Annotated in this window: 23 protein-coding genes; 22 read left to right on the top strand and 1 reads right to left on the bottom strand. The window is 45.7% G+C overall.

Features of this window, described 5'->3' with window-relative positions; genetic code table 11:
- The 17 genes from C8268_RS13100 to C8268_RS13020 all read left to right on the top strand — a co-directional run bounded on the left by C8268_RS13100 (position 1) and on the right by C8268_RS13020 (position 15,060).
- Positions 1-414: an Asp23/Gls24 family envelope stress response protein gene (locus C8268_RS13100; protein WP_106768085.1), complete on the top strand. Its 414-nt coding sequence runs from the start codon at positions 1-3 to the stop codon at positions 412-414.
- 68 nt (positions 415-482) lie between these two features.
- Complete coding sequence (gene amaP, locus C8268_RS13095) at positions 483-1,022, top strand: alkaline shock response membrane anchor protein AmaP (RefSeq protein ID WP_106768084.1); 540 nt, start codon at positions 483-485, stop codon at positions 1,020-1,022.
- Between the two features lie 16 nt (positions 1,023-1,038).
- Entirely contained in the window at positions 1,039-1,272 is a 234-nt protein-coding gene (locus tag C8268_RS13090; RefSeq protein WP_106768083.1) for a DUF2273 domain-containing protein, read from the top strand.
- 173 nt (positions 1,273-1,445) lie between these two features.
- On the top strand, positions 1,446-1,904 hold the full coding sequence (nusB, locus tag C8268_RS13085; protein WP_106768082.1) for a transcription antitermination factor NusB: 459 nt from the start codon (positions 1,446-1,448) through the stop codon (positions 1,902-1,904).
- A gap of 126 nt (positions 1,905-2,030) precedes the next feature.
- Entirely contained in the window at positions 2,031-2,888 is an 858-nt protein-coding gene (folD, locus tag C8268_RS13080) for a bifunctional methylenetetrahydrofolate dehydrogenase/methenyltetrahydrofolate cyclohydrolase FolD (RefSeq protein WP_106768081.1), read from the top strand.
- Between the two features lies 1 nt (position 2,889).
- Positions 2,890-4,278: an exodeoxyribonuclease VII large subunit gene (gene xseA / locus C8268_RS13075; protein ID WP_106768080.1), complete on the top strand. Its 1,389-nt coding sequence runs from the start codon at positions 2,890-2,892 to the stop codon at positions 4,276-4,278.
- Complete coding sequence (gene xseB / locus C8268_RS13070) at positions 4,268-4,507, top strand: exodeoxyribonuclease VII small subunit (RefSeq protein ID WP_106769942.1); 240 nt, start codon at positions 4,268-4,270, stop codon at positions 4,505-4,507. Before xseA ends, xseB begins: the two co-directional genes overlap by 11 nt.
- Positions 4,482-5,405, top strand: a complete 924-nt coding sequence (locus C8268_RS13065) for a polyprenyl synthetase family protein (RefSeq protein WP_199794845.1) — start codon at positions 4,482-4,484, stop codon at positions 5,403-5,405. Before xseB ends, C8268_RS13065 begins: the two co-directional genes overlap by 26 nt.
- A gap of 127 nt (positions 5,406-5,532) precedes the next feature.
- The gene (gene dxs / locus C8268_RS13060) at positions 5,533-7,440 is read left to right on the top strand and encodes a 1-deoxy-D-xylulose-5-phosphate synthase (RefSeq protein ID WP_106768078.1); all 1,908 of its coding nucleotides are present in this window, start codon (positions 5,533-5,535) and stop codon (positions 7,438-7,440) included.
- Between the two features lie 20 nt (positions 7,441-7,460).
- Positions 7,461-8,333: a TlyA family RNA methyltransferase gene (locus C8268_RS13055; RefSeq protein ID WP_106768077.1), complete on the top strand. Its 873-nt coding sequence runs from the start codon at positions 7,461-7,463 to the stop codon at positions 8,331-8,333.
- A gap of 69 nt (positions 8,334-8,402) precedes the next feature.
- Positions 8,403-8,882, top strand: a complete 480-nt coding sequence (locus C8268_RS13050) for a hypothetical protein (RefSeq protein ID WP_106768076.1) — start codon at positions 8,403-8,405, stop codon at positions 8,880-8,882.
- Between the two features lie 27 nt (positions 8,883-8,909).
- Positions 8,910-9,359: a transcriptional regulator AhrC/ArgR gene (gene ahrC, locus C8268_RS13045; protein ID WP_106768075.1), complete on the top strand. Its 450-nt coding sequence runs from the start codon at positions 8,910-8,912 to the stop codon at positions 9,357-9,359.
- 40 nt (positions 9,360-9,399) lie between these two features.
- A complete protein-coding gene (recN, locus tag C8268_RS13040) occupies positions 9,400-11,139 on the top strand; it encodes a DNA repair protein RecN (RefSeq protein WP_106768074.1) in 1,740 nt (579 codons plus the stop codon).
- 102 nt (positions 11,140-11,241) lie between these two features.
- Entirely contained in the window at positions 11,242-12,570 is a 1,329-nt protein-coding gene (gene spoIVB / locus C8268_RS13035; protein ID WP_106768073.1) for a SpoIVB peptidase, read from the top strand.
- Positions 12,571-12,761: 191 nt separating this feature from the next.
- Positions 12,762-13,565: a sporulation transcription factor Spo0A gene (spo0A, locus tag C8268_RS13030; protein WP_106769941.1), complete on the top strand. Its 804-nt coding sequence runs from the start codon at positions 12,762-12,764 to the stop codon at positions 13,563-13,565.
- 352 nt (positions 13,566-13,917) lie between these two features.
- Positions 13,918-14,805 carry an NAD-dependent epimerase/dehydratase family protein gene (locus C8268_RS13025; protein WP_106768072.1) on the top strand — a complete coding sequence of 296 codons (888 nt, stop codon included), beginning with the start codon at positions 13,918-13,920 and terminating at the stop codon, positions 14,803-14,805.
- Between the two features lie 45 nt (positions 14,806-14,850).
- Positions 14,851-15,060, top strand: coding sequence for a hypothetical protein (locus tag C8268_RS13020; RefSeq protein ID WP_106768071.1), 210 nt, complete (start codon positions 14,851-14,853; stop codon positions 15,058-15,060).
- Positions 15,061-15,160: 100 nt separating this feature from the next.
- Here the strand turns inward: C8268_RS13020 and C8268_RS13015 are convergent, their stop codons facing one another.
- On the bottom strand, positions 15,161-15,463 hold the full coding sequence (locus C8268_RS13015; protein WP_106768070.1) for a DUF2627 domain-containing protein: 303 nt from the start codon (positions 15,461-15,463) through the stop codon (positions 15,161-15,163).
- Between the two features lie 158 nt (positions 15,464-15,621).
- Here C8268_RS13015 and lpdA point away from each other — a divergent pair, with 158 nt between their 5' ends.
- From lpdA to lipB, 5 genes are all read left to right on the top strand, one after another.
- Positions 15,622-17,043 carry a dihydrolipoyl dehydrogenase gene (gene lpdA / locus C8268_RS13010; protein WP_106768069.1) on the top strand — a complete coding sequence of 474 codons (1,422 nt, stop codon included), beginning with the start codon at positions 15,622-15,624 and terminating at the stop codon, positions 17,041-17,043.
- Between the two features lie 184 nt (positions 17,044-17,227).
- Positions 17,228-18,253: a thiamine pyrophosphate-dependent dehydrogenase E1 component subunit alpha gene (locus tag C8268_RS13005; protein WP_106768068.1), complete on the top strand. Its 1,026-nt coding sequence runs from the start codon at positions 17,228-17,230 to the stop codon at positions 18,251-18,253.
- A gap of 2 nt (positions 18,254-18,255) precedes the next feature.
- Positions 18,256-19,242 carry an alpha-ketoacid dehydrogenase subunit beta gene (locus tag C8268_RS13000; protein WP_106768067.1) on the top strand — a complete coding sequence of 329 codons (987 nt, stop codon included), beginning with the start codon at positions 18,256-18,258 and terminating at the stop codon, positions 19,240-19,242.
- Between the two features lie 19 nt (positions 19,243-19,261).
- Positions 19,262-20,665, top strand: coding sequence for a dihydrolipoamide acetyltransferase family protein (locus tag C8268_RS12995; protein ID WP_106768066.1), 1,404 nt, complete (start codon positions 19,262-19,264; stop codon positions 20,663-20,665).
- Between the two features lie 56 nt (positions 20,666-20,721).
- Positions 20,722-21,405, top strand: a complete 684-nt coding sequence (gene lipB, locus C8268_RS12990) for a lipoyl(octanoyl) transferase LipB (RefSeq protein ID WP_106768065.1) — start codon at positions 20,722-20,724, stop codon at positions 21,403-21,405.
- Positions 21,406-21,410: the final 5 nt, after the last annotated feature.

Raw genomic sequence — 21,410 nt, 5'->3', positions numbered from 1 at the left:
ATGGTAGATTCATTGCCGACGGAATTTGAGCGTACAGAGATTGGACAGATTCAAATTGCCCCGGAAGTTATTGAAGTCATTGCTGGACTTGCAACCGTTGAGGTGAAAGGTGTTGCAGGAATGAGCGGCGGATTCGCAAACGGAATCGTCGAACTGCTCGGAGGCAAAAATTTGTCCAAAGGAGTAACCGTCGAAGTAGGTCAGCGTGAAGCAGCGGTTGATGTCTCGGTTATCGTAGAATACGGTCATCGCCTTCCGGAAGTAGCTGGAGAAATCCAGCGTAATGTGAAGCGTTCGATTGAGAATATGACCGGTTTGACAGTCGTAGAAGTCAACGTACATATTCATGATGTTCACTTCGCGAAGACTTCCGAAAAGATCGAAGAGATTGATGTCGTTCAGCGAGTGAAATAACGAAACCCCCTAACCCCCGACAGACATGTCGAGGGTTTCATCTAATTCTAAGGAGGCTGTTTTCGTTCGTGGCTAAAATTGTGGACAGACTCTTGCTGTTTTTGTACAGCTTGAGTATTGGAGTGATCACTGTAGTTGCCATCCTCCTCTTGAGTGGTGCTATACCCTACGATCTAACATATGATCAGGAACAGCAGCTCTTTTTGGCAGGGATTATTGTGGCATCGGTTTTATTCCTGATAAGCATTCGTTTTTTCTATATCTCGATTCGCCGCGACCGTACGGAGACGAATTCGATAGACCAGCGAACCGAATTTGGAGATATTCAGATCTCGATCGAGACCATTGAAAATTTATGTCTGAAAGCGGCCTCTAGAGTGCGTGGCGTGAAAGACTTAAAATCTCGTATCAAGGTGTCCCAGGCTGGATTAGAGATTGCTATTCGTGCAGTTGTAGATGGCGAGGAGTCCATTCCTGCGCTAACGACAGATGTTCAGAAGCAGGTACATGATTTTGTAGAAGATACCACGGGGATTCCCGTTTCAAGCGTATCAGTCTATATAGCAAACGTGGTTCAGGCACCGAGCTTCAAGAGCCGCGTAGAATAGAGGTGAATTTCCCAAAATGCCATGGAAACAATTGTGGGAGAGTCACGGCGGGCGAATACTTGGTGTAATCAGCGGTATTATATGCGGCCTGATCTATTTATTATCCGGTTTTTGGGATATGCTGTTCTTTGCATTAGTGGTTTTTATCGGCTACACCTTCGGTAAACGAAGAGACTTGCGACAGGGCTCCTTGTTTCATTGGCAAGAGTGGGGGCGCTGGCTGTCTGAGCGTTGGCGGCCGTTTAAATGAAACCCTGTGATATGCTTTCTCCGGAAAAAATAGCCGAGACATACTGTATCTCGCCCGTTTTTGCGGAGAGAGCCGCTCACAGGTTTTTTTGTGCTGATTTGCTGAAAAAAATGAATCATTGTTTATACTATACCCAAATTAGAATTTCAGGCTAGGTCCACAGGAGGAACATAATGAAAAGACGTGTATTAAGAGAGATTGCCGTTCAGAGCCTTTATCAGATGGAAATGAACGAGGTGGACAGCGCAGAGGCCGTATCCATGATCCTTTCCGAAGCGGCAGAGGAGAACGAAACAGAGCGGGTAATTGGCGATGAGGTCAAAGTTAGAGAAACCGTTCTGCAGCTTGTTAACGGTTTATGGACAGCAAGAGAGAAAATCGATTCGGTATTGAGTCAGTACTTGAAAGGCTGGCAGATCAGTCGATTGTCACGTGTGGACCGTCAGGTTTTACGTTTGGCTGTGTATGAGCTGGCCTTCCGTGAAGATGTTCCCGGAAAAGTGGCGGTAAATGAAGCGATTGAACTTGCCAAACATTTCGGTACAGAGGAGTCGGGGAAATTCGTAAATGGCGTTCTTGGCCGCATGCTTCAGGATCTGGATGAAGTTAAAGCGAAGCTTCAGCAGTCTTGAGTTTAAGTCTAAATACTGAACATTTATATACAGAAATGAATTACGGAACAAATGGTCAGAGGGTGTACATCAGAGAGTTGTATATTTGAAAGGGTAATTATTTTCAGGCGTAGGGGAGAGGTTGAAATGACAGCAAACATCATTAATGGCAAATCGATATCCGAAGACATTCGAGGAAACATTGCAGAAGAAGTCCAAAGGCTAGCAAAGAAAGGATTCTGTCCCGGATTGGCAGTTGTGCTTGTCGGGGAGGACCCTGCTTCTCAAGTTTATGTTCGTAACAAAGAAAAAGCATGTCACGACCTGGGATTTTACTCCGAAGTACATCGAATTCCTGAGTCTTCCAGCGAGGAGGAGGTTTTGGCTTTAGTGGACAAGCTTAATCGCCAGGATAACATCCACGGTATACTTGTCCAGCTTCCTCTACCGAAGGATATTGATGAAAAAGCTGTGCTTAATGCCATAGCAGTTGAAAAAGACGTGGATGGTTTTCACCCGATCAATGTGGGCAATCTTGTCATTGGCGATGATAGTTTGCTACCTTGTACACCGGCGGGCGTTATTGAATTGATTCGACGAACCGGAATTGATATGGCCGGAAAGCATGCCGTTGTGATCGGACGATCCAACATTGTCGGCAAACCGGTATCTCTGCTTTTACAGCGAGAGAATGCTACGGTAACAATGTGTCATTCCCGTACGAGCAATATGAAAGAATTGACCCAAATGGCTGATATTCTCGTTGTTGCCATCGGCAGAGCCAAAATGATTGATGCAAGCTATATTAAACCGGGATCTGTCGTCATCGATGTAGGAATGAACCGGTTAGACAACGGAAAGCTGGCCGGGGATGTTGATTATGACAGCGCCAAAGAAGTTGCAGGCTATATAACGCCGGTACCGGGCGGGGTCGGACCTATGACAATTACGATGTTAATGAAAAATACGCTGCTCGCCTCCAAGCGGCTAGGTGGATTGGATTAAGATGAAGTCTGTAGATGAGCACCATATTTTATCCGTCAAGGATTTAAACCGATATATCCGGATGAAAATGGAGGGGGACTCCCGGTTGTCGGACGTATGGATACGGGGTGAAATATCAAACTTTACTCATCATTCAAGCGGACATATGTACTTTACGCTAAAAGATGACGGCAGCCGCATTCGCGCAATTATGTTTGCCGCTCATAATCGGAGACTGCCGTTTATCCCGAAAGAAGGGACACGTGTTATCGCGCGCGGGAATGTATCTGTATATGAACGTGATGGTCAGTATCAGTTTTACGCCGTGCAGATGCAGCCCGACGGTATTGGCAGTTTGTACCTTGCTTATGAGCAGCTGAAGCAAAAACTGGAGGGAGAAGGATTATTTGCAGCCGAGCGCAAGCGGCCGCTTCCTCTGTTTCCGCGTACGGTGGGCGTTATAACGTCACCGACGGGTGCTGCTGTTCGAGATATTATCATTACAATCCGTAGACGATATTCTCAGGCCCGTGTTGTTTTATACCCGGTATTAGTGCAAGGCAAGAGCGCTGCTCCTTCCATCGTTAAGGGAATTCGAGCGATGAATGCGATGAAAGAAGCGGATGTGCTGATCGTAGGACGCGGCGGAGGGTCGCTTGAGGAGTTGTGGGCTTTTAACGAAGAGATGGTGGCTCGGGCTGTATATGAATCTGAAATCCCGGTTATATCGGCTGTAGGGCATGAGACGGATTTTACGATTGTCGATTTTGTCTCCGACCTTCGTGCTGCAACTCCAACGGCAGCCGCCGAACTTGCCGTACCGAATGCCTTCGAAGTTAAAGCGCGTCTTCATCAGCTAGAGAGGCAGTTGCAGCAGGGATTACAGCAACGACTTACCCGAAGCAGGGAACGACTGGCAGCCTTGCAGCGCTCGCCTGTATTGGTCTATCCAAGAAGAAATTTGCTACAGCATGCAGAGCGGTTAGACATGCTGAAATTGCGAATTCAGGGAACCATTCAAACAAAGGTATCACAAAGTCGCCAGAGGCAGGCTGTGCTGAAGCAAGGCTTGATTCGCTTTAATCCACAGGTACAGGTGGAAGCAGCATCCCGCAGGTGGGATGGAAACCACCGTCAGTTGACGGCAGCAATTCAGTCGCTTATGCGGAAGAAAGTCCAACATCTCCAGTCCGAGATTAGACATTTGGATGCGCTTAGTCCGCTTAAGGTCATGTCGAGAGGGTACAGTCTAGTTTACGACGAGCAGGAGCGCAAACTGATCAAATCATTAAATGATGTGCAGCCAGGTGATTTGGTTAATGTAAAGGTAAGTGATGGTAGGTTGCAGTGTCAGGTATGGGGAATGAAGGAGGATAACGATCGTGACGAAAGAAACGGAAATGAGCTTTGAAGAAGCGATGACTCAGTTGGAAGCTATCGTCAGTCAATTGGAAGACGGCGACGTGCCATTGGAAAAGGCTATTGACTTATATCAGAAAGGGATGCGATTGTCCCAGATGTGCAGTCAGAAGCTTGAGCAGGTTGAGCAAAAAATTGAGATGATTGTAGAAGAGGCAGGGGAGCTGAAACGTCGCCCTTTCGGAAATATGCTTGATGAAACGGGGGAGAGTAGTGAATAACGATCGTCCTTTGGATTACTATATGAGAGAGATCAGCGATCTGGTCTCAACCGCATTGGCCTCAGTATTGCCAGAGCACTGGAATGTACCTTCAAGTTTAAAAGAAGCAATGAACTACTCGTTGATGGCCGGGGGAAAACGGCTGCGTCCGCTGCTTGTTATCGCCGCATGTGAAGCAGGCGGTGGAAGCCGGGAGGCAGCTCTTCCGGTGGCGTGCGCCGTTGAGATGGTACATACGTATTCTTTGGTGCATGATGATCTGCCTGCAATGGATAACGATGATTTTCGGCGCGGCAAACCGACTAGCCATAAGGTGTTTGGGGAAGCAGCAGCGATATTGGCCGGTGATGCATTGTTGACCCATGCATTTTACAGTATCATTCAAACGAGCCGCAAGCACGGGATTCCTGCTGAGAGAGTCTTATCGATCGTGGAGGATTTGGCTGAGTATGCAGGCCCTCGTGGTATGGTTGGAGGACAGGTCGCCGACATGGAAGGTGAGCAAGGTATAACAAGCCTTGAACAGCTGAAATATATTCATCATCACAAGACGAGCGATTTGATTATGTTTTCTCTGATTGCCGGTGGAAGAATAGCCGGAGTTACAGAGGAGCAGCTGAACGCGCTACGAACTTATGGATACAATATCGGTCTTGCTTTTCAGATTCAGGACGACATTCTTGATTTGACAGGCGATGAAGCCAAGCTGGGGAAAAAAACGCAGAGTGATGTAAAACAGCAAAAAGTAACATATCCTTATTTTATCGGCTTGGAGGCCTCTAAAGAGGAGATAGAGCGGTTGACATCGGAGGCCAAGACGGTAATTGCGGATGCCGGATTCGTAAATCCGCAACGGTTGTTCGAAATTGCAGATTTTCTCAAGTCTCGCGATCACTGATGTAGGCGATTTCGTGCAAGAGGTTTCTTTGTGATATAATGTCTCATGTATAAACTGACGATCCATTTTTTTGGGCATCTTAACGAATTGAAAAATAAACTTTAACAAGGAAAGCGGGGAGATTTTCGTGCTGCTTCCGAACATTAAACAACCAGAACAATTAAAAAATCTATCTGTTGACGAATTAGCTGATCTTGCAGGAGAAATCCGCCAGTTTTTAATTGAAAAGCTATCGGTAACCGGTGGACATCTCGCATCCAATTTGGGAGTGGTTGAGCTCACGCTGGCCTTGCATTATTGTTTCGAGAGTCCTCGGGACAAATTCATATTCGACGTGGGTCACCAAGCATATGTTCATAAAATTTTGACAGGTCGAATGGACAAATTTGATACCCTGCGAAAACATAAAGGACTATGCGGTTTTGTTAAACGTGCTGAAAGCGAACACGATGTTTGGGAAGCCGGACACAGCAGCACCTCCTTATCCGCAGCGATGGGAATGGCGATGGCTCGTGATTTGAAAGGTGACGATAACCGTGTTATCGCTATGATTGGAGACGGTGCGCTAACCGGCGGTATGGCTTTTGAAGCATTGAATCATATCGGTCACGAACAGAAGAAGCTGATGGTCGTGCTGAACGATAATGAGATGTCGATAGCACCTAACGTAGGCGCTATGCACAATTATTTGAGCAATATCCGTTCTGATCGTCATTATTTGCGAGCTAAAGATGAGGTCGAGAGCCTGTTAAAGAAAATTCCGGCTATCGGTGACAGGCTTGCCAAGACGGCTGAGAAGCTGAAGGACAGTCTGAAATATATGATGGTGCCAGGTGTTTTGTTTGAAGAGCTTGGCTTTACTTACCTAGGTCCCGTTGACGGGCATGATTTGGGTAAGCTTATTGAAACCTTGCGTCAAGCTGACAATGTTGATGGCCCTGTTCTGATTCATGCAGTAACAACGAAAGGGAAGGGTTACCGGCCTGCCGAATCCGACTCTCATAAGTGGCACGGGATTTCTCCTTACAAAATAGAATCGGGGCAAGTACTAAAGGCTGTTGGCAATCCAATGTATACGGAAGTGTTCGGCAAAACCTTGGTTGAGCTTGGAGAGCAAGACGAGCGGATTATAGCTGTCACCCCGGCGATGCCAGGTGGTTCAGGATTGATTCCGTTCAGCAAGCAGTTTCCAGACCGTATGATCGATGTGGGAATTGCTGAGCAACATGCTGCGACCATGTGTGCGGCACTTGCCATGGAAGGAATGAAGCCGATCTATGCGGTGTATTCCACTTTCATGCAGCGTGCCTATGATCAGATCGTCCATGACATATGCCGCCATAATGCCAATGTTATATTTGCCATTGACCGTGCCGGCTTTGTCGGACCGGATGGAGAAACCCATCAAGGTGTATATGATATTGCATTTATGCGACATATCCCTAACATTGTATTAATGATGCCGAAGGACGAGAACGAATTGCGTCATATGATGAAGACGGCGCTTGAATATAATGATGGCCCGATTGCATATCGTTATCCTCGAATTAATGGAAGAGGTGTGCCTTTGGATGCCGAGCTTGTCCCTATTCCAATCGGAAAATGGGAAATGGTTCGCTCCGGTGAAGGCTGTGCAATTCTGGCAATTGGTCCGATGGTTCAGGTGGCTGAAGAAGCAGCAGATATGCTGAAGCGTGAAGGAATTCAGGTTCAGGTTGTCAATGCTCGTTTCCTCAAGCCTCTGGATGAGGAGATGCTCAGTAAACTCGCTGCCTCAAAGACGGCGATGATTGTCTTGGAGGAAGCGTCTCAAGCTGGAAGTCTTGGTAGCGCCGTGCTCGAATATTTTGCTTCTGAGGGGATTCATGATGCGGTTGTATCTCTGATGGGCATTGAGGATCGTTTTATCGAGCATGGAAGCATTAAAGACCAGCGAACGGAGGTAGGTTTAACTACGGAAGCCGTATGTGCTGAAGTTCGAGGGTTAATCTCTGCCAGCTCAACGACGGCAGGCAGAAGAAGCTTTTCGTCCTAATGACAGGTCAGGAGACAAAGATGGATTCAACACAAAAAGAACGAATTGACGTCTTGCTGGTAGAGCAGGGCTATTATGAAAGTCGGGAGAAGGCAAAGGCAGCCATCATGGCGGGGCTTGTATATTCCGGGAGCGAACGTATTGAAAAAGCAGGTATGAAAATACCAAGATCATCCGACATTAAAGTAAAAGGTGCAGTTCATCCTTATGTTAGCCGTGGCGGCTTGAAGCTTGAAAAGGCACTGAATACGTTTGGTATTGATATGAAGGGACGAACCATGCTGGATATCGGCTCATCAACCGGTGGTTTTACGGATTGTGCGCTGCAGCATGGAGCAACATATGTATATGCTATAGATGTCGGTTATAATCAGCTGGATTGGTCGCTACGAAATGATGAGCGAGTCTGCGTAATGGAGCGGACCAACTTCAGGTATATGACATCAAATGATCTGAAGGGGCCGATTCCTGATTTTGCAAGCATAGATGTATCCTTTATTTCGCTGCGAATTATTTTACCAGCGCTTGTGCCGCTCTTGAGAAAGCCAGCAGACGTCGCTGCATTAATAAAGCCGCAGTTTGAGGCGGGGCGCGATAAGGTTGGTAAATCCGGGGTTGTAAGAGACCCTAAGGTGCATCGAGAAGTTCTGGTTCAAGTGCTTACCTTTGCTCATCAATTGGGATTTGAGTTAAAAGGACTTACCTTCTCCCCTATAACCGGAGGCGAAGGAAATATTGAATTTTTAGCTCACTGGCAGATCATGCCGGAGCGTGAAGCCCAAACGGAAGAACCGGGGGATGTTTCACAACCTATTCCGGAACAGTTGGGTCAATGGATCGACAGCGTTGTGCAGCAGGCGACTCATACATTTACGGGAAACTCATCTAAATGATGAGTTTCTTTTGCTGAAAAAAAGGAGTTGCTCCATTCTTCCGCGAATAAAGGTTCGAGGTGAGAATGGATGAATGAACGTTATGATGGGCTACTTATGGTATTGATCGGGATCATTGTAATCCTGTTGTTGGTATGGCGGCTCAACCGCTGGCTTACATCGCCGGCATCAAGTCAGCTTCCTGGCGTACCCATCAATGAGGTTATACCTGATCACCCTGCAATTGAGCTGATTGAACAGGAAGGGTATGAAGTTATCGGGGGAAAGGTAAAAGTCAACCTGACCTTTGATACGGATGAAATGCCGGTTTACAGTCGTTTGTTTATTGATTACGTGGTGACAGATGATAGCGGTGACTTATATCTTGTCAAGTTGTCCCGAGAACGTAAACCTTTGGATTGGACAGGGAGCGGGATCAGGGACGGGCTTATGCCATTTATGTTATTGTATCCGGAATGTGCTGGACTGCTGTACATCGACATGAACGAAAACACTATTCGGCGAATAACGATGGATTGGTCGGACGAAGAATGGATTGGAAGCGACTAGCTGAATGAAAATCGGGGGGCTTTACAAATGAAGGGACAAAGACATATTAAAATCAGGGATATTATTACGCATCAGGAAATCGAAACTCAAGATGAGTTGGTAGAGGCACTGAGATCTGAAGGATTTCAAGTGACGCAAGCGACTGTATCCAGAGATATCAAGGAATTGCTCCTTATTAAAGTGCCTATGGATGATGGCCGGTACAAATACTCCATGCCAACAGACCAGCGCTATAATCCGGTTCAAAAATTAAAGCGCGCGCTTGTTGACAATTTTGTGCATATCGATCGTACAGGTAATCTGGTTGTCATAAAGTGCTTGCCAGGTACGGCCAATTCCATTGCCGTTTTATTGGACAATATGGAATGGTCACATCTTTTAGGTACCATATGCGGAGATGATACGATGTTATTGATCTGTCGCACTGAGGAAGATAGCGAGATGGTCGTATCACAAATCAAAGGATATATTTCTTGAATAATGATCATGGATCAGATTCGGGTCGGAGGTGCAATATATGTTAGTGACCTTATCTATTCGAAACCTGGCGGTTGTGGAAGCGGTAGATGTTCAGTTCTTTCCGGGATTTCATGTTTTAACCGGTGAAACAGGAGCCGGTAAATCGATCATAATAGATGCACTGGGACTTATAGCAGGTGGGCGCGGCTCGGCGGATCTGGTTCGGTATGGCTGCGATAAATCTGAAATTGAAGCTCTGTTCGACCTTTCCGAAGCGCACCCTGTCTGGAGTGCTTTGAAAAAGCTTGGTATTAAGGGGAGCCCTGAAGAGCATTTGCTCATTCGAAGGGAATTGACTTCACAAGGAAAAAGTACATCGCGTATAAACGGGCAGCTGGTAAACCTTAGTATGCTGCGTGAAATTGGTGAACAGCTGATTAATATACATGGTCAGCATGAGCATCAGAGTTTGTTGCGTTCTGATAAGCATCTTAGTCTGCTCGATACTTATGGGGAAAGTTTGATTCATCCGATTAAACAGAAATATCAGGAAAAATACAGCCAGTTCATCAAAGTTGAAAAGGAACTGAATGATTTGCAAGAATCCAGTCAAAAAGCGTATCAAATGCTGGATATGTATCGCTTTCAGCTGGAGGAGATCGCTGCTGCTGAACTTCAGCCGGGGGAAGATGAGTCATTATCTGAAGAGCGAATCAAGCTGGCACACAGCGAGAAGATGATGGATTCTGTAGGCAGCGCATATGAGCTTCTGTACGGAGCGCAAGGCCTTGAAGCGATTAACCGTGCATTAACACGTATAGATGATGTGTCCCGTTTTGATGAGAAAGGGCTAAAGCCTTTGACTGAACAACTTCAGTCCGCATATTACCAGCTGGAGGATGTCGTATTTCAATTACGTGACTATAGGGATCAGATCGAATTCAATCCGGAGCGGCTGAATGAGATTGAACAACGTTTAAATATGATTTCCGGTTTGCGTAGAAAATATGGGGATAATGTAGAGCAAATACTGGCATACTACAAACGCATTGAGCAGGAAGTGGACTTGCTTGAAAATAAAGAAGAGCATATTGAAACTTTAACCAGCCGTAGAGATGAGCTGCTTAAGGAATTGTTGGAGTTAGGAAAAGAACTTAGCGAAGCGAGAAAACAATGTGCTTCTGATCTAGCCAGACAAGTTGAGCAGGAACTTAAAGATCTGCAGATGGGACGAACGACGCTTGAAGTGCGAATGGACTTGCAGGATGATTCGAACGGTTATGAATATGAGGGAAGGCGTATTCGTTTAGGTAAACAGGGAATCGATACGGCAGAATTTCTTATTTCTCCAAATCCCGGTGAACCGCTAAGACCTTTAGCCAAAATTGCTTCTGGCGGTGAGCTTTCAAGAATTATGCTCGCGATGAAAAGCATTTTTGCAAGACATGATAAAATTCCTGTCCTTATATTTGACGAAGTGGATACCGGTGTCAGCGGTCGTGCGGCACAATCGATTGCTGAGAAGCTGTACATACTGGCTAAAACATGTCAGGTATTCTCGATTACCCATCTTCCGCAGGTCGCTTGCATGGCAGATCATCAATACTTAATTGAGAAGAAGTTGGATGAAGGAAGGACGATGACACAGGTTGAGTCATTGAACGAAGAAGGCCGTGTCATGGAGCTTGCCCGTATGCTTGGCGGCGTTGAAATTACGGAAAAAACGCTTCATCATGCCCAAGAGATGCTCAATTTGGCGAAAGCGCAAAAAGCGTCCAAAAGCGCATCGGGTCAATGATTGACAGTTATAAAAGACTGAAGGCAGGGTTAACTTAAAGGTACGCAATTGGCGACCAACCTTTTCGTCAAGCGAAAGAAGAAAAAGGGAGCGTGACAGCCATTGAACCCTAACCTCAGGAGAAAATTTCTCGGTTTTATTCTTGCTTTCTTTCTTTGTTTCGTTGGAACTGAACCTGTTCAGTCTTTAGCGGTATTGCCAGATGAAATTCGTTTGATTACAGGGCAGCAAGGAAAGCTGAACCTTGCTATGCCGGTACAGGCTCAGGCTTCTGTTGATCGTCCGGATGTATTGCAAATCAACGGATCAAACCGGTCATCGCTTAATGTTTCGCTTAATCAGCCATTAAAGCTGAACCCTCTGCAAAGCGGCAAGGCAGAAATCACATTGAAATTATTCGGGAAAATTCCTCTTAAGACAGTACATGTTAATGTGATGCCTGAAATTAAAGTGTATCCAGGTGGGCAAACGATTGGGGTTAAAGTGAAATCTGCCGGTATTTTGGTTGTAGGTCATCACCTTGTGCATTCCAACGGAATAAAATCATCACCTGGAGAAATGGCAGGACTTAAATTGGGCGATTTGTTAACTGAGATGGATGGAATTGCATTGGATGATGTAACAAAAGTTGCAAAAATCGTTGAAAAAGCCGGTGTTTCGAAAAAACCATTGGACATTACGTTTAAACGTAATAACAAGGAAATGAAGACAAAACTCACTCCTGCTTATGATGATGAAGATCAATCCTGGCGCCTTGGTCTATATATTCGTGATTCTGCTGCAGGTGTAGGAACATTGACATTTTATGCACCTCACCAAAAGATTTATGGAGCTTTAGGACATGTCATCACAGATATGAATACCCAAACTCCGATTGAAGTCGGAAGCGGGCAAATCATGCAGTCCAATGTTACTTCAATTTCACGCAGTGAAGAAGGGGAGCCTGGTGAGAAGCGTGCTCATTTTTTGAAAGATGGACGAGTACTGGGTAATGTGGAGCGAAATACTCACTTTGGGATTTTTGGGAAAATGGACAAAATGCCAAGTCAAAGTCTATATCCAGAGCCGATTCCTGTGGCCTTAGCGAATGAAGTAAAGGCTGGTCCTGCTGAAATTTTGACCGTTGTAGAAGGACAGCAAATCGAGCGGTTTAAAATCGAGATCATTCATGTTTCACGACAGGATTCTCCCGCGACTAAGGGAATGGTGCTGCGAATAACCGATCCAAGACTCCTTAAGAAAACAGGCGGAATCGTACAAGGGATGAGCGGAAGCCCGATTGTACAAGACGGAAAACTAATCGGAGCGGTTACGCACGTCTTCGTGAATGATCCCAAATCAGGTTATGGGTGTTTTATTGAATGGATGCTTCAGGACTCAGGAGTTCTTCCTTCAACTCAAGACAAAGCTAAAAATCTTAAGGCAGGCTGATGCCTTAAGATTTTTTGTCGTATTAAGACGAAATAAGAAATAATTTGAAACAAAACATTCATTATAAAACAACTTGGAAAAAAAATAAAGAAAAATAATTTTCGACAGAAGGAATTTTAATGACTATGTCGAAAACTTTACTTACGAGAAATCAAAATAAAGTAACTGATATGATAAAGGAGGAGCACGAATTGCAAAAAATCGAGGTACTATTGGCAGACGACAACCGTGAGTTTACAAACCTGCTTGGAGAATACATTTCAGATCAGCAAGATATGATCGTAACCGGCGTTGCTTACAATGGTGAGGAAGTTCTCAGTATGATCGAGGAAACCGGCAAAGTTCCTGATGTTTTAATTCTTGATATTATTATGCCTCATTTGGATGGCCTCGGCGTTCTTGAACGGCTGCGCGATATGAATTTATCACCACAACCGAAGGTCATTATGCTCACAGCATTCGGTCAAGAAAACATCACTCAGCGTGCCGTGCAGTTAGGTGCTTCTTACTATATTTTAAAACCATTTGATATGGAAGTGCTGGCCAGCCGAATTCGTCAGCTGGTAGGAGTACCTAACAGTATGTCCGCGAGTTCGTCGTTTAGCAGCCTGAAATCCAATGTTGTTCCTATGGGTAAAGGCAAGAATCTGGATGCAAATATTACATCCATCATTCATGAAATTGGCGTTCCTGCTCATATTAAAGGTTACCAATATTTACGGGAAGCCATTACGATGGTATATAACAACATTGAGATTTTGGGTTCTATTACAAAAACGTTGTATCCGGCTATTGCTGAGAAATTCAAGACAACGCCTTCACGTGTGGAACGTGCGATCCGACATGCGATCGAAGTCGCCTGGACGCGCGGTAATATCGACTCGATCAGTCATCTGTTTGGTTATACGATCAATATTAGTAAATCTAAACCAACGAACTCTGAATTCATAGCTATGGTAGCTGACAAGCTGAGGATTGAACATAAGGTGTCTTGAAATGCTGGTGCTACGCGGAAAGATAACGGTGAGTAAAGCAGGCCGTTCCTGAAGGTTAATTGGACTCATCGCAGATTCCTTTGAACTATTGCGCATGAATGTTCATCAACTTTCCGCAAGCGCCAACATTTTCGGCAGAAATTGATCAGACGTTACATTTTACAGACATAATCATTCAAATACGTCACTTTGCAAATTCATTTTTGCAGGAGTGGCGTTTTTCGTTGTATCAATTTTTTATTTGACGTCGAAAATAAAAGGAATTCAAGCTGAGGGTGAAGAAAAGGTTATATGGGCATCTGAGCCAGAGAATTCTTTAACATGATGAACATGAATCAGGGGGGATAATTCTATGAAAAAAGTTTTAGTGCTGGGAGGCACTCGTTTCTTCGGAAAAAGATTGGTTGCGAACCTGATCGACAGCGGAGCTGAGGTGACCTTATTAACAAGAGGAAACAATAAGGATGATTTCGGTGATAATGTCAAACGACTTGTAGCCGACCGAAAGGACCCTGAAAGTTTAAGCCGGGCCATTGGGAATGCTGAGTTTGATGTAGTTTATGATAACATTTGTTACACCCCGGAAGAAGCAGATCACGCGGCACAGCTTTTTGCTGGTCGAATCGATCATTATGTTCTGACCTCAACACTTTCGGTTTATGATTTTGCAGATCATCCACTTAAGGAAGAAGATTTTGACCCATACCTTTATCAAGCTGTTCCAAGCGAAAGCGGGGAATATAATTATAAAGAAGGAAAGCGTCAAGCCGAAGCGGTTCTCTTTAGCCGCCATGATCTAAACGTCACAGCTGTACGCTTCCCAATCGTTCTGGGGATAGATGATTACACCAAGAGGCTTCTATTCCATATTGAGCATGCTTTGAGAGGGGAAGCTATCGGACTGCCTGCGCCGGAAGCTCTCATCTCCTTTATCCATGCGGAAGAAGCAGCTCAATTTCTGCAATGGGCAGGGGAAGTTAAATTTGAGGGGCCTGTTAATGCTTGTTCCAACGGGGCCATATCTGTGCCGGAGATTATGGACATGATCAAGGCTGAGACAGGCAAGACAGCGCCATTACAGCTCTCTGCTGAGGCAGAGCATATGTCGCCGTTCGGAATACCGGGAGATTGGACCATGGATAACAGCTTGGCTGCGGAGGCCGGATTTACGTTTTGGAATTTAAAAGAATGGATGCCTGAATTGATCGCAGAGTACGTCAAAGGCTTGCATATAGAGTAATATAGATAGAGGCTATAAGTTTGTTCTGGAAAGGAAGTTCACAGCATGAATGATACCGTCTTAAATCTGGCGAACCAAGCTAAACGTTTGGAGGAAAAAGGTCAATTAAGCAGTGAAGCTGCGCTGCTTGTAAAGCAGCTGTTGGAGGAGTTGGAATCTGTCAATCGCCAAAACTTGAATCTCCGTAAAGCCGCATTGAAACAATCCAAACAGGCAAGAATGTCCAGTAAATTAAGGGATGCTTTAATGGAATAATTTATGAAGCTACATAAAAATAAACACCGGGTATGGACCAATATCCCCGGTGTTTATTATTCTCCCCATATAAAGCCGTTTTACGGGCGGATTGTAGCTTTTAACGGGAGCGTGTAGCAGCATCGGGCCGAGGCCGTTTTTGCTTGAATCGTGGACCTACGTAGTTGCGCTTGCGATCCCGGTACAATATCCATCCTCCCAAAAAACTGATGCCTAGGACAAACAGGAGCAGACCACCGCCAAAATGAAGCCACTGGAACGAAGGATTTATGATCTGATCGTTGCCATGTGCGGATATATAGTCGAAGACGGTGTCTTTCATCATTAAAAAGCCCTTCATCGCCATAAAGCCTGGTATGACTAAAATAATGATTGCGATGAATCGGGAAATCATTAGTTTCATAGGCGATTCCTTCCCTCGACAGGATATGTAAAATTATACTTCTTATCTTACCTTTTTCCATCGTTTATGTCTATTTCGTAAATTGGGCCAAATTTGTAATACGAAAAAAAGAGAGTACAATAAAAAAAGAAATGAAGTACATATACGGAGGTGCGTCAGTGGCAATTACATGTGATGTAGCGATTCTCGGTGGAGGCACCGGTGGTTATGTGGCAGCTATTCGGGCTGCACAGCTTGGGAAGGACGTAGTGATCATTGAGCAAGACAAGCTTGGAGGAACATGTCTGCATCGGGGCTGTATTCCGAGCAAAGCTTTGCTGCGTAGTGCAGAAGTGTTTGCGGAAATGAAGGAAAGCGAAAACTATGGAATTGAAGTAGATGGGGTAAGACTGTCCTTTGCGAAAGTTCAAAAGAGAAAAGAAGACATCGTGGAGAAGCTTCATCAAGGAGTACAGTATTTAATGCGAAAAAATAAAATTCGTGTTATTTACGGTAAGGGTCGGGTAATCGGTCCTTCAATATTTTCTCCCCGTAGCGGCGCGGTAGCTGTTGAATTCAAGGATGGAGAGATGGAGACGATCGTCCCTACTCACCTCATGATTGCAACAGGCTCTCGTCCCCGTCAAATCAAAGGGCTGGAGCCAGATGGAAAATTTGTGATGACTAGCGACCATGCATTGCAGATGGAAGAGCTCCCTAGTTCCATCATAATTGTTGGCGGTGGAGTAATCGGTATGGAGTGGGCATCCATGCTAAATGATTTTGGCGTAGAGGTTACGGTCGTAGAGTCATCTAATCAACTGCTGCCTGCCGAAGATGAGGAGATCGGCAAGGAAATGTATAAGCTTTTATCGGCGAGAGGCATTAAGATCATGACGGGAGCTGAGCTTCTAATCGATACGTGTGAAATAAAAGAAAACCAGATCATGATCGGTGTTCGCCATCGTGATAAAGAGCATCTGCTAACAGCAGACAAGCTGCTGGTGTCCGTAGGCCGTGAAGGGAATGTAGAAAACATCGGTCTTGAGAATACGGATGTGCGAATCGATAAGGGTCTTATTATAGTCAATGAATTTATGCAAACTACCGAGCCGCATATTTACGCAATTGGAGATATTATCGGGGGAATGCAGCTAGCTCATGCGGCAAGCCATGAAGGGATGACGGCTGTTCATCATTTAGCGGGTGAGAAGCATCTATCCTATCGTCAAGAGTGGATTCCTCGCTGTATCTATACAAGACCAGAAGCGGCCAGCGTCGGATTAACCGAGAAACAGGCGCTGAAACGCGGGCATGAAATTAAGGTCGGCAAATTTCCTTTTCAGGCTAATGGAAAAGCGCTCGTGCACGGAATGAAAGACGGATTTGTGAAAGTTATTGCTGATAAAGCGACGAATGATCTGTTGGGAGTACATATGATCGGTCCGCATGTGACGGAGCTTATTGGTGAGGCGGCGCTTGCTCAGGTATTGGATGCGACGCCATGGGAAATCGGTTCTTCGGTTCATGCACATCCAACATTGTCTGAAATCATCGGTGAAGCTATGCTTGCTGTTGACGGGAGATCTACCGGCATATGAAGAGGAGATTTTCTCGATAAGCAATCCCGCATTTCCTTTTACGGAAAAAGGGATTATAATAGCATTAAGCCAAGTCTTAGTACCAGGTTTTAATACTAGATCTGAGAAGTGGATAATACACTGTTATAACGATAAATGGACTTGTGTATTAGATGGCTGGTGTGATGACTAAGGAGGGATCTCCATGAAAGAACAGAAAAGGATGACTGCAAACAGCAGGCATGAACAGCTTGGATTGACAGATGGACAAGTACTGGACATGTACAAATATATGATGCTGGCCCGTAAGTTTGATGAGCGGAATTTGCTTCTTCAGCGGGCGGGGAAAATCAATTTTCACGTTTCTGGGGTTGGACAGGAAGCTTGTCAGGTGGCCGCTGCTTTCGCTCTGGATCGTGAAAAGGATTATTTTCTTCCCTATTACCGTGACTATGGATTTGTGCTTGCGGTTGGGATGACAGCGCGGGACCTGATGCTTTCCGCTTTCGCCAAGGCGGAAGACCCTAACAGCGGGGGCCGTCAAATGCCAGGGCATTTCGGCAGCAAAAGGCTTCGAATCGTAACAGGATCGAGCCCGGTCACTACTCAGGTTCCTCATGCTGTCGGTTTTGCTTTAGCTGCAAAAATGCAGAAAAAAGACTTTGTATCTTTTGTTACGTTTGGGGAAGGTTCTAGCAATCAGGGAGATTTTCATGAAGGGTGTAACTTTGCCGGGGTCAATAAGCTTCCGGTCATTATCATGTGTGAAAATAATCAGTATGCAATCTCAATCCCCGCACACAAGCAGCTTGGCGGGAAGGTTAGCGACCGTGCGCTTGGCTATGGCTTTCCAGGTGTTCGTGTAGACGGTAACGATGCGCTTGAAGTGTATGCGGCTGTTAAGGAAGCGCGGGATAGAGCTATACGCGGTGAAGGACCAACCTTGATTGAGGCGATGATGTACCGCTTGTCACCTCACTCTACATCGGATAACGATTTGGCGTATCGGACGAAAGAAGAGGTTGAAGAGAACTGGAAGAACGAAGGGGTAGCCCGTTTTAAAGCATATTTAATCGAAGCCGGATTGTGGGATGAAAATAAAGAGCAGGACTTGATCGCGCAGGTAAACCTGGAAATTAAAGAAGCGACAGAATATGCGGACCAGGCTCCTTTTCCGAAGCCGGAAGATACGCTGCGTTATGTATACGCCGAGAATGAAGGAGGACGATAGAAATGGCCGTTATGGAATATATCGATGCTATTCGCCTCGCCATGAAGGAAGAAATGGAGCGGGATGAGAACGTATTCGTTCTTGGTGAGGATGTCGGCGTAAAAGGCGGCGTGTTTACGACAACGAAGGGGCTAATGGAGCAGTTCGGAGAAATGCGGGTGATGGATACACCGCTTTCTGAATCGGCTATAGCCGGTGTAGCCATCGGCGCAGCTATGTATGGCATGAAGCCGATCGCTGAAATGCAGTATTCCGATTTTATGCTGCCTGCAACCAATCAGATCATTAGTGAGGCGGCAAAAATCCGCTATCGCTCCAACAATGACTGGAGTTGTCCTGTCGTTATCCGTGCTCCGATCGGCGGGGGCATCTTTGGTGGTCTTTATCATTCCCAATGTCCCGAGTCTGTATTCTTTGGGACACCTGGTCTTAAGATCGTAGCTCCATTTACAGCTTACGATGCGAAAGGGCTGCTGAAGGCGGCTGTACGTGATCCGGACCCGGTGCTTTTTTTCGAGAACAAAAAATGTTACAAGCTCATTAAAGGTGACGTTCCTGAAGAGGATTACACGGTTCCGATCGGCAAAGCGAATCTGTTGAGAACAGGTACCGACATTACGGTTATCGGCTACAGCCAGCCGTTGCATTTTGTCATGCAGGCTGCAGAGGAACTTGAACGGGAAGAGGGAATCACCACACACGTTCTGGACCTTAGAACACTACAGCCGCTTGACCAGGAGGCTATTATAGAGGCCGCCCGTACGACCGGAAAAGTGTTGATTGTACATGAGGATAACAAAACCGGAGGCGTTGGGGCTGAAGTTGCTGCCATTGTTGCAGAGCACTGCTTGTATGAGCTGGACGCTCCGATTATGCGATTGTGCGCACCGGATGTACCTGCGATGCCGATCAGTCCTCCAATGGAGAAATTTTATATGCTGAACAAGGACAAAGTGAAAGAATCCATGCGTCAACTGGCGCTCTATTAAGATACAAGGAGTTGTGAGCATGTCGGAAAACGGGAAAATGATGGATGTGGCGATGCCGCAGCTGGCGGAGTCGCTCGTTTCCGCTACGATTGGAAAGTGGTTGAAAAAGCCGGGAGACCGCATTGAACAATATGAACCAATCTGTGAAGTGATGACTGATAAGGTAAATGCAGAAATACCGTCAACGATGGACGGAATCATGGGTGAAATTTTGGCAGAGGAAGGTCAGACCGTTAGTGTTGGTGAAATGATCTGCCGTATTTTAACCGCTGAAAGCGACACAGTCGAAATAACATCACCAGCGCAGTCCCGGCCAGCATCCAGACAAAGCGCTGCTGAGGTCGATCATTCGATGCGTGCGCGTTATTCTCCGGCTGTACAAAGTTTGGCAGCAGAACATCACATTGACCTTAACCAAGTTAAAGGAACCGGTATGGGAGGCCGAATTACGCGGAAAGATGTCTTGTTGTTCATTGAACAAGGAAAAAATGAAAGGACTGCCCGCAGCAAACCGGAGGAAGCACCAGTTCAACATCAGACACCTGTTCAGGCACCGGATCATCATTCGACCGTTTCTCCTTCACAATTCACAGGGATGTTTCAATCTCAAGGGGAGTCCAGTCCACCGCTTGGAACAGCTATCCCTAATGTACGGCATTCGGGTCTTCACTTGACCGAGTCCCCAAAAATTCCAACGATCGAAGTCGAAGGAGTAGGGCACGGAAGAAACGATTATTTTATTGACGTAACGCCAATTCGCAACACGATCGCCAGAAATATGCGTCAAAGTGTTTCTGAAATTCCTCATGCCTGGACGATGATTGAGGTTGATGTGACCAATCTTGTTTTGCTTCGAAACAAGCTCAAGGATGAGTTTAAGCGGAATGAGGGCGTAAATTTGACCTATCTGGCCTTTTTGCTGAAAGCTGTTGTCAACGCGATTAAGGATTATCCCATCATGAATTCGTTCTGGGCAGTCGATAAAATCGTTGTTAAACGGGATATTAACCTTTCTCTTGCCGTTGGAACCGAGGATTCAGTGATGACACCTGTCATCAAGAGAGCGGACCAGAAAAACATTGCCGGATTAGCACGTGAAATTGATGAACTAGCCCGGAAAACCCGTGAGGGCAAGCTTACATTAGACGATATGCAAGGCGGTACTTTTACGGTGAACAACACAGGCTCCTTCGGTTCTATTTTGTCTTATCCGATCATCAACTATCCGCAAGCGGCCATTCTAACGTTTGAATCCATCGTAAAAAAACCGGTCGTCATCAATGATATGATTGCGGTTCGCTCGATGGCCAATATATGTCTCTCTTTGGACCACAGAATATTGGATGGTGTTATTTGCGGTAGATTTTTGCAGCGTGTGAAAGATAATCTGGAAGGATTTACGATGGATACCAAGTTGTATTAAGTGTCGTATATCTTGCCAATATCATACTGTAATTCTAAGAAAGAAGGCGCACCAGGATGAAGAAAACACTGGAAGTATCGTATACACCGATGATGGACTATGGAGCAGCCTGGGACCTGCAAAAGAAGCGAGTAAAAGAAATCGATCAGGGGGAAGCAAGCGAGTGTTTGATGCTCCTGCAGCATCCCCCTACCTATACGATGGGCTCACAGCGGCATCCGGAGCATTTGCTTCTCAGTAAAGACGAACTGAAAGACAAGGGAATCAGTCTGTTTGAGATCGATCGCGGAGGCGATATTACATATCATGGACCCGGTCAATTGGTCGGATATCCGCTGTTGTTTCTAGAGGGTGGGCCGAACCTGGATCTTCACAAATACTTGCGAGACGTAGAGCAGGTGATCATCAATTATCTGGCCGATTTTGGAATTAAGTCCGGGCGAAAACCGAAATATACCGGGGTGTGGGTCGGGGACCGCAAAATTTGTGCCATTGGGGTCAAATTTAACAAATGCCGAAATTATCGAGGGTTCGTAACAAGTCACGGCTTTGCTCTTAATGTGAAGTCAGGCATTGAGAAGGATGGTTTTTCAGGCATTATCCCTTGCGGAATACAGGAGTTTGGCGTGACCTCCCTGGAAGAATGTACAGGAAAGCATTTGGAGGTAGAGGAAGTCGCCCGGGAGATCATTCCTTATTTCACCCGGGTGTTTCCTTATGAGATTCAATGTCAAGGTTGATTGTA

Origin of the sequence: Paenibacillus faecalis (assembly GCF_900289175.1) — a bacterium.
GTDB classification, from domain to species: Bacteria; Bacillota; Bacilli; order Paenibacillales; family Paenibacillaceae; genus Paenibacillus_AQ; species Paenibacillus_AQ faecalis.
The sequence above is the reverse complement of the archived record's forward strand: the minus strand, read 5'-3'. Positions and strand labels throughout refer to the sequence as shown.

Coding starts and splice junctions, on each gene's coding strand:
- C8268_RS13065 (WP_199794845.1), top strand. CDS start 4,482: ATGAAACGGGGGAGAGTAGTGAATAACGATCGTCCTTTGGATTACTAT.
- C8268_RS13025 (WP_106768072.1), top strand. CDS start 13,918: ATGAAAAAAGTTTTAGTGCTGGGAGGCACTCGTTTCTTCGGAAAAAGA.
- C8268_RS13055 (WP_106768077.1), top strand. CDS start 7,461: ATGGATTCAACACAAAAAGAACGAATTGACGTCTTGCTGGTAGAGCAG.
- C8268_RS12995 (WP_106768066.1), top strand. CDS start 19,262: ATGTCGGAAAACGGGAAAATGATGGATGTGGCGATGCCGCAGCTGGCG.
- recN (WP_106768074.1), top strand. CDS start 9,400: ATGTTAGTGACCTTATCTATTCGAAACCTGGCGGTTGTGGAAGCGGTA.
- lipB (WP_106768065.1), top strand. CDS start 20,722: ATGAAGAAAACACTGGAAGTATCGTATACACCGATGATGGACTATGGA.
- xseB (WP_106769942.1), top strand. CDS start 4,268: ATGAGCTTTGAAGAAGCGATGACTCAGTTGGAAGCTATCGTCAGTCAA.
- C8268_RS13005 (WP_106768068.1), top strand. CDS start 17,228: ATGAAAGAACAGAAAAGGATGACTGCAAACAGCAGGCATGAACAGCTT.
- C8268_RS13050 (WP_106768076.1), top strand. CDS start 8,403: ATGAATGAACGTTATGATGGGCTACTTATGGTATTGATCGGGATCATT.
- C8268_RS13015 (WP_106768070.1), bottom strand. CDS start 15,463: ATGAAACTAATGATTTCCCGATTCATCGCAATCATTATTTTAGTCATA.
- C8268_RS13000 (WP_106768067.1), top strand. CDS start 18,256: ATGGCCGTTATGGAATATATCGATGCTATTCGCCTCGCCATGAAGGAA.
- ahrC (WP_106768075.1), top strand. CDS start 8,910: ATGAAGGGACAAAGACATATTAAAATCAGGGATATTATTACGCATCAG.
- xseA (WP_106768080.1), top strand. CDS start 2,890: ATGAAGTCTGTAGATGAGCACCATATTTTATCCGTCAAGGATTTAAAC.
- C8268_RS13090 (WP_106768083.1), top strand. CDS start 1,039: ATGCCATGGAAACAATTGTGGGAGAGTCACGGCGGGCGAATACTTGGT.
- folD (WP_106768081.1), top strand. CDS start 2,031: ATGACAGCAAACATCATTAATGGCAAATCGATATCCGAAGACATTCGA.
- C8268_RS13100 (WP_106768085.1), top strand. CDS start 1: ATGGTAGATTCATTGCCGACGGAATTTGAGCGTACAGAGATTGGACAG.
- C8268_RS13020 (WP_106768071.1), top strand. CDS start 14,851: ATGAATGATACCGTCTTAAATCTGGCGAACCAAGCTAAACGTTTGGAG.
- nusB (WP_106768082.1), top strand. CDS start 1,446: ATGAAAAGACGTGTATTAAGAGAGATTGCCGTTCAGAGCCTTTATCAG.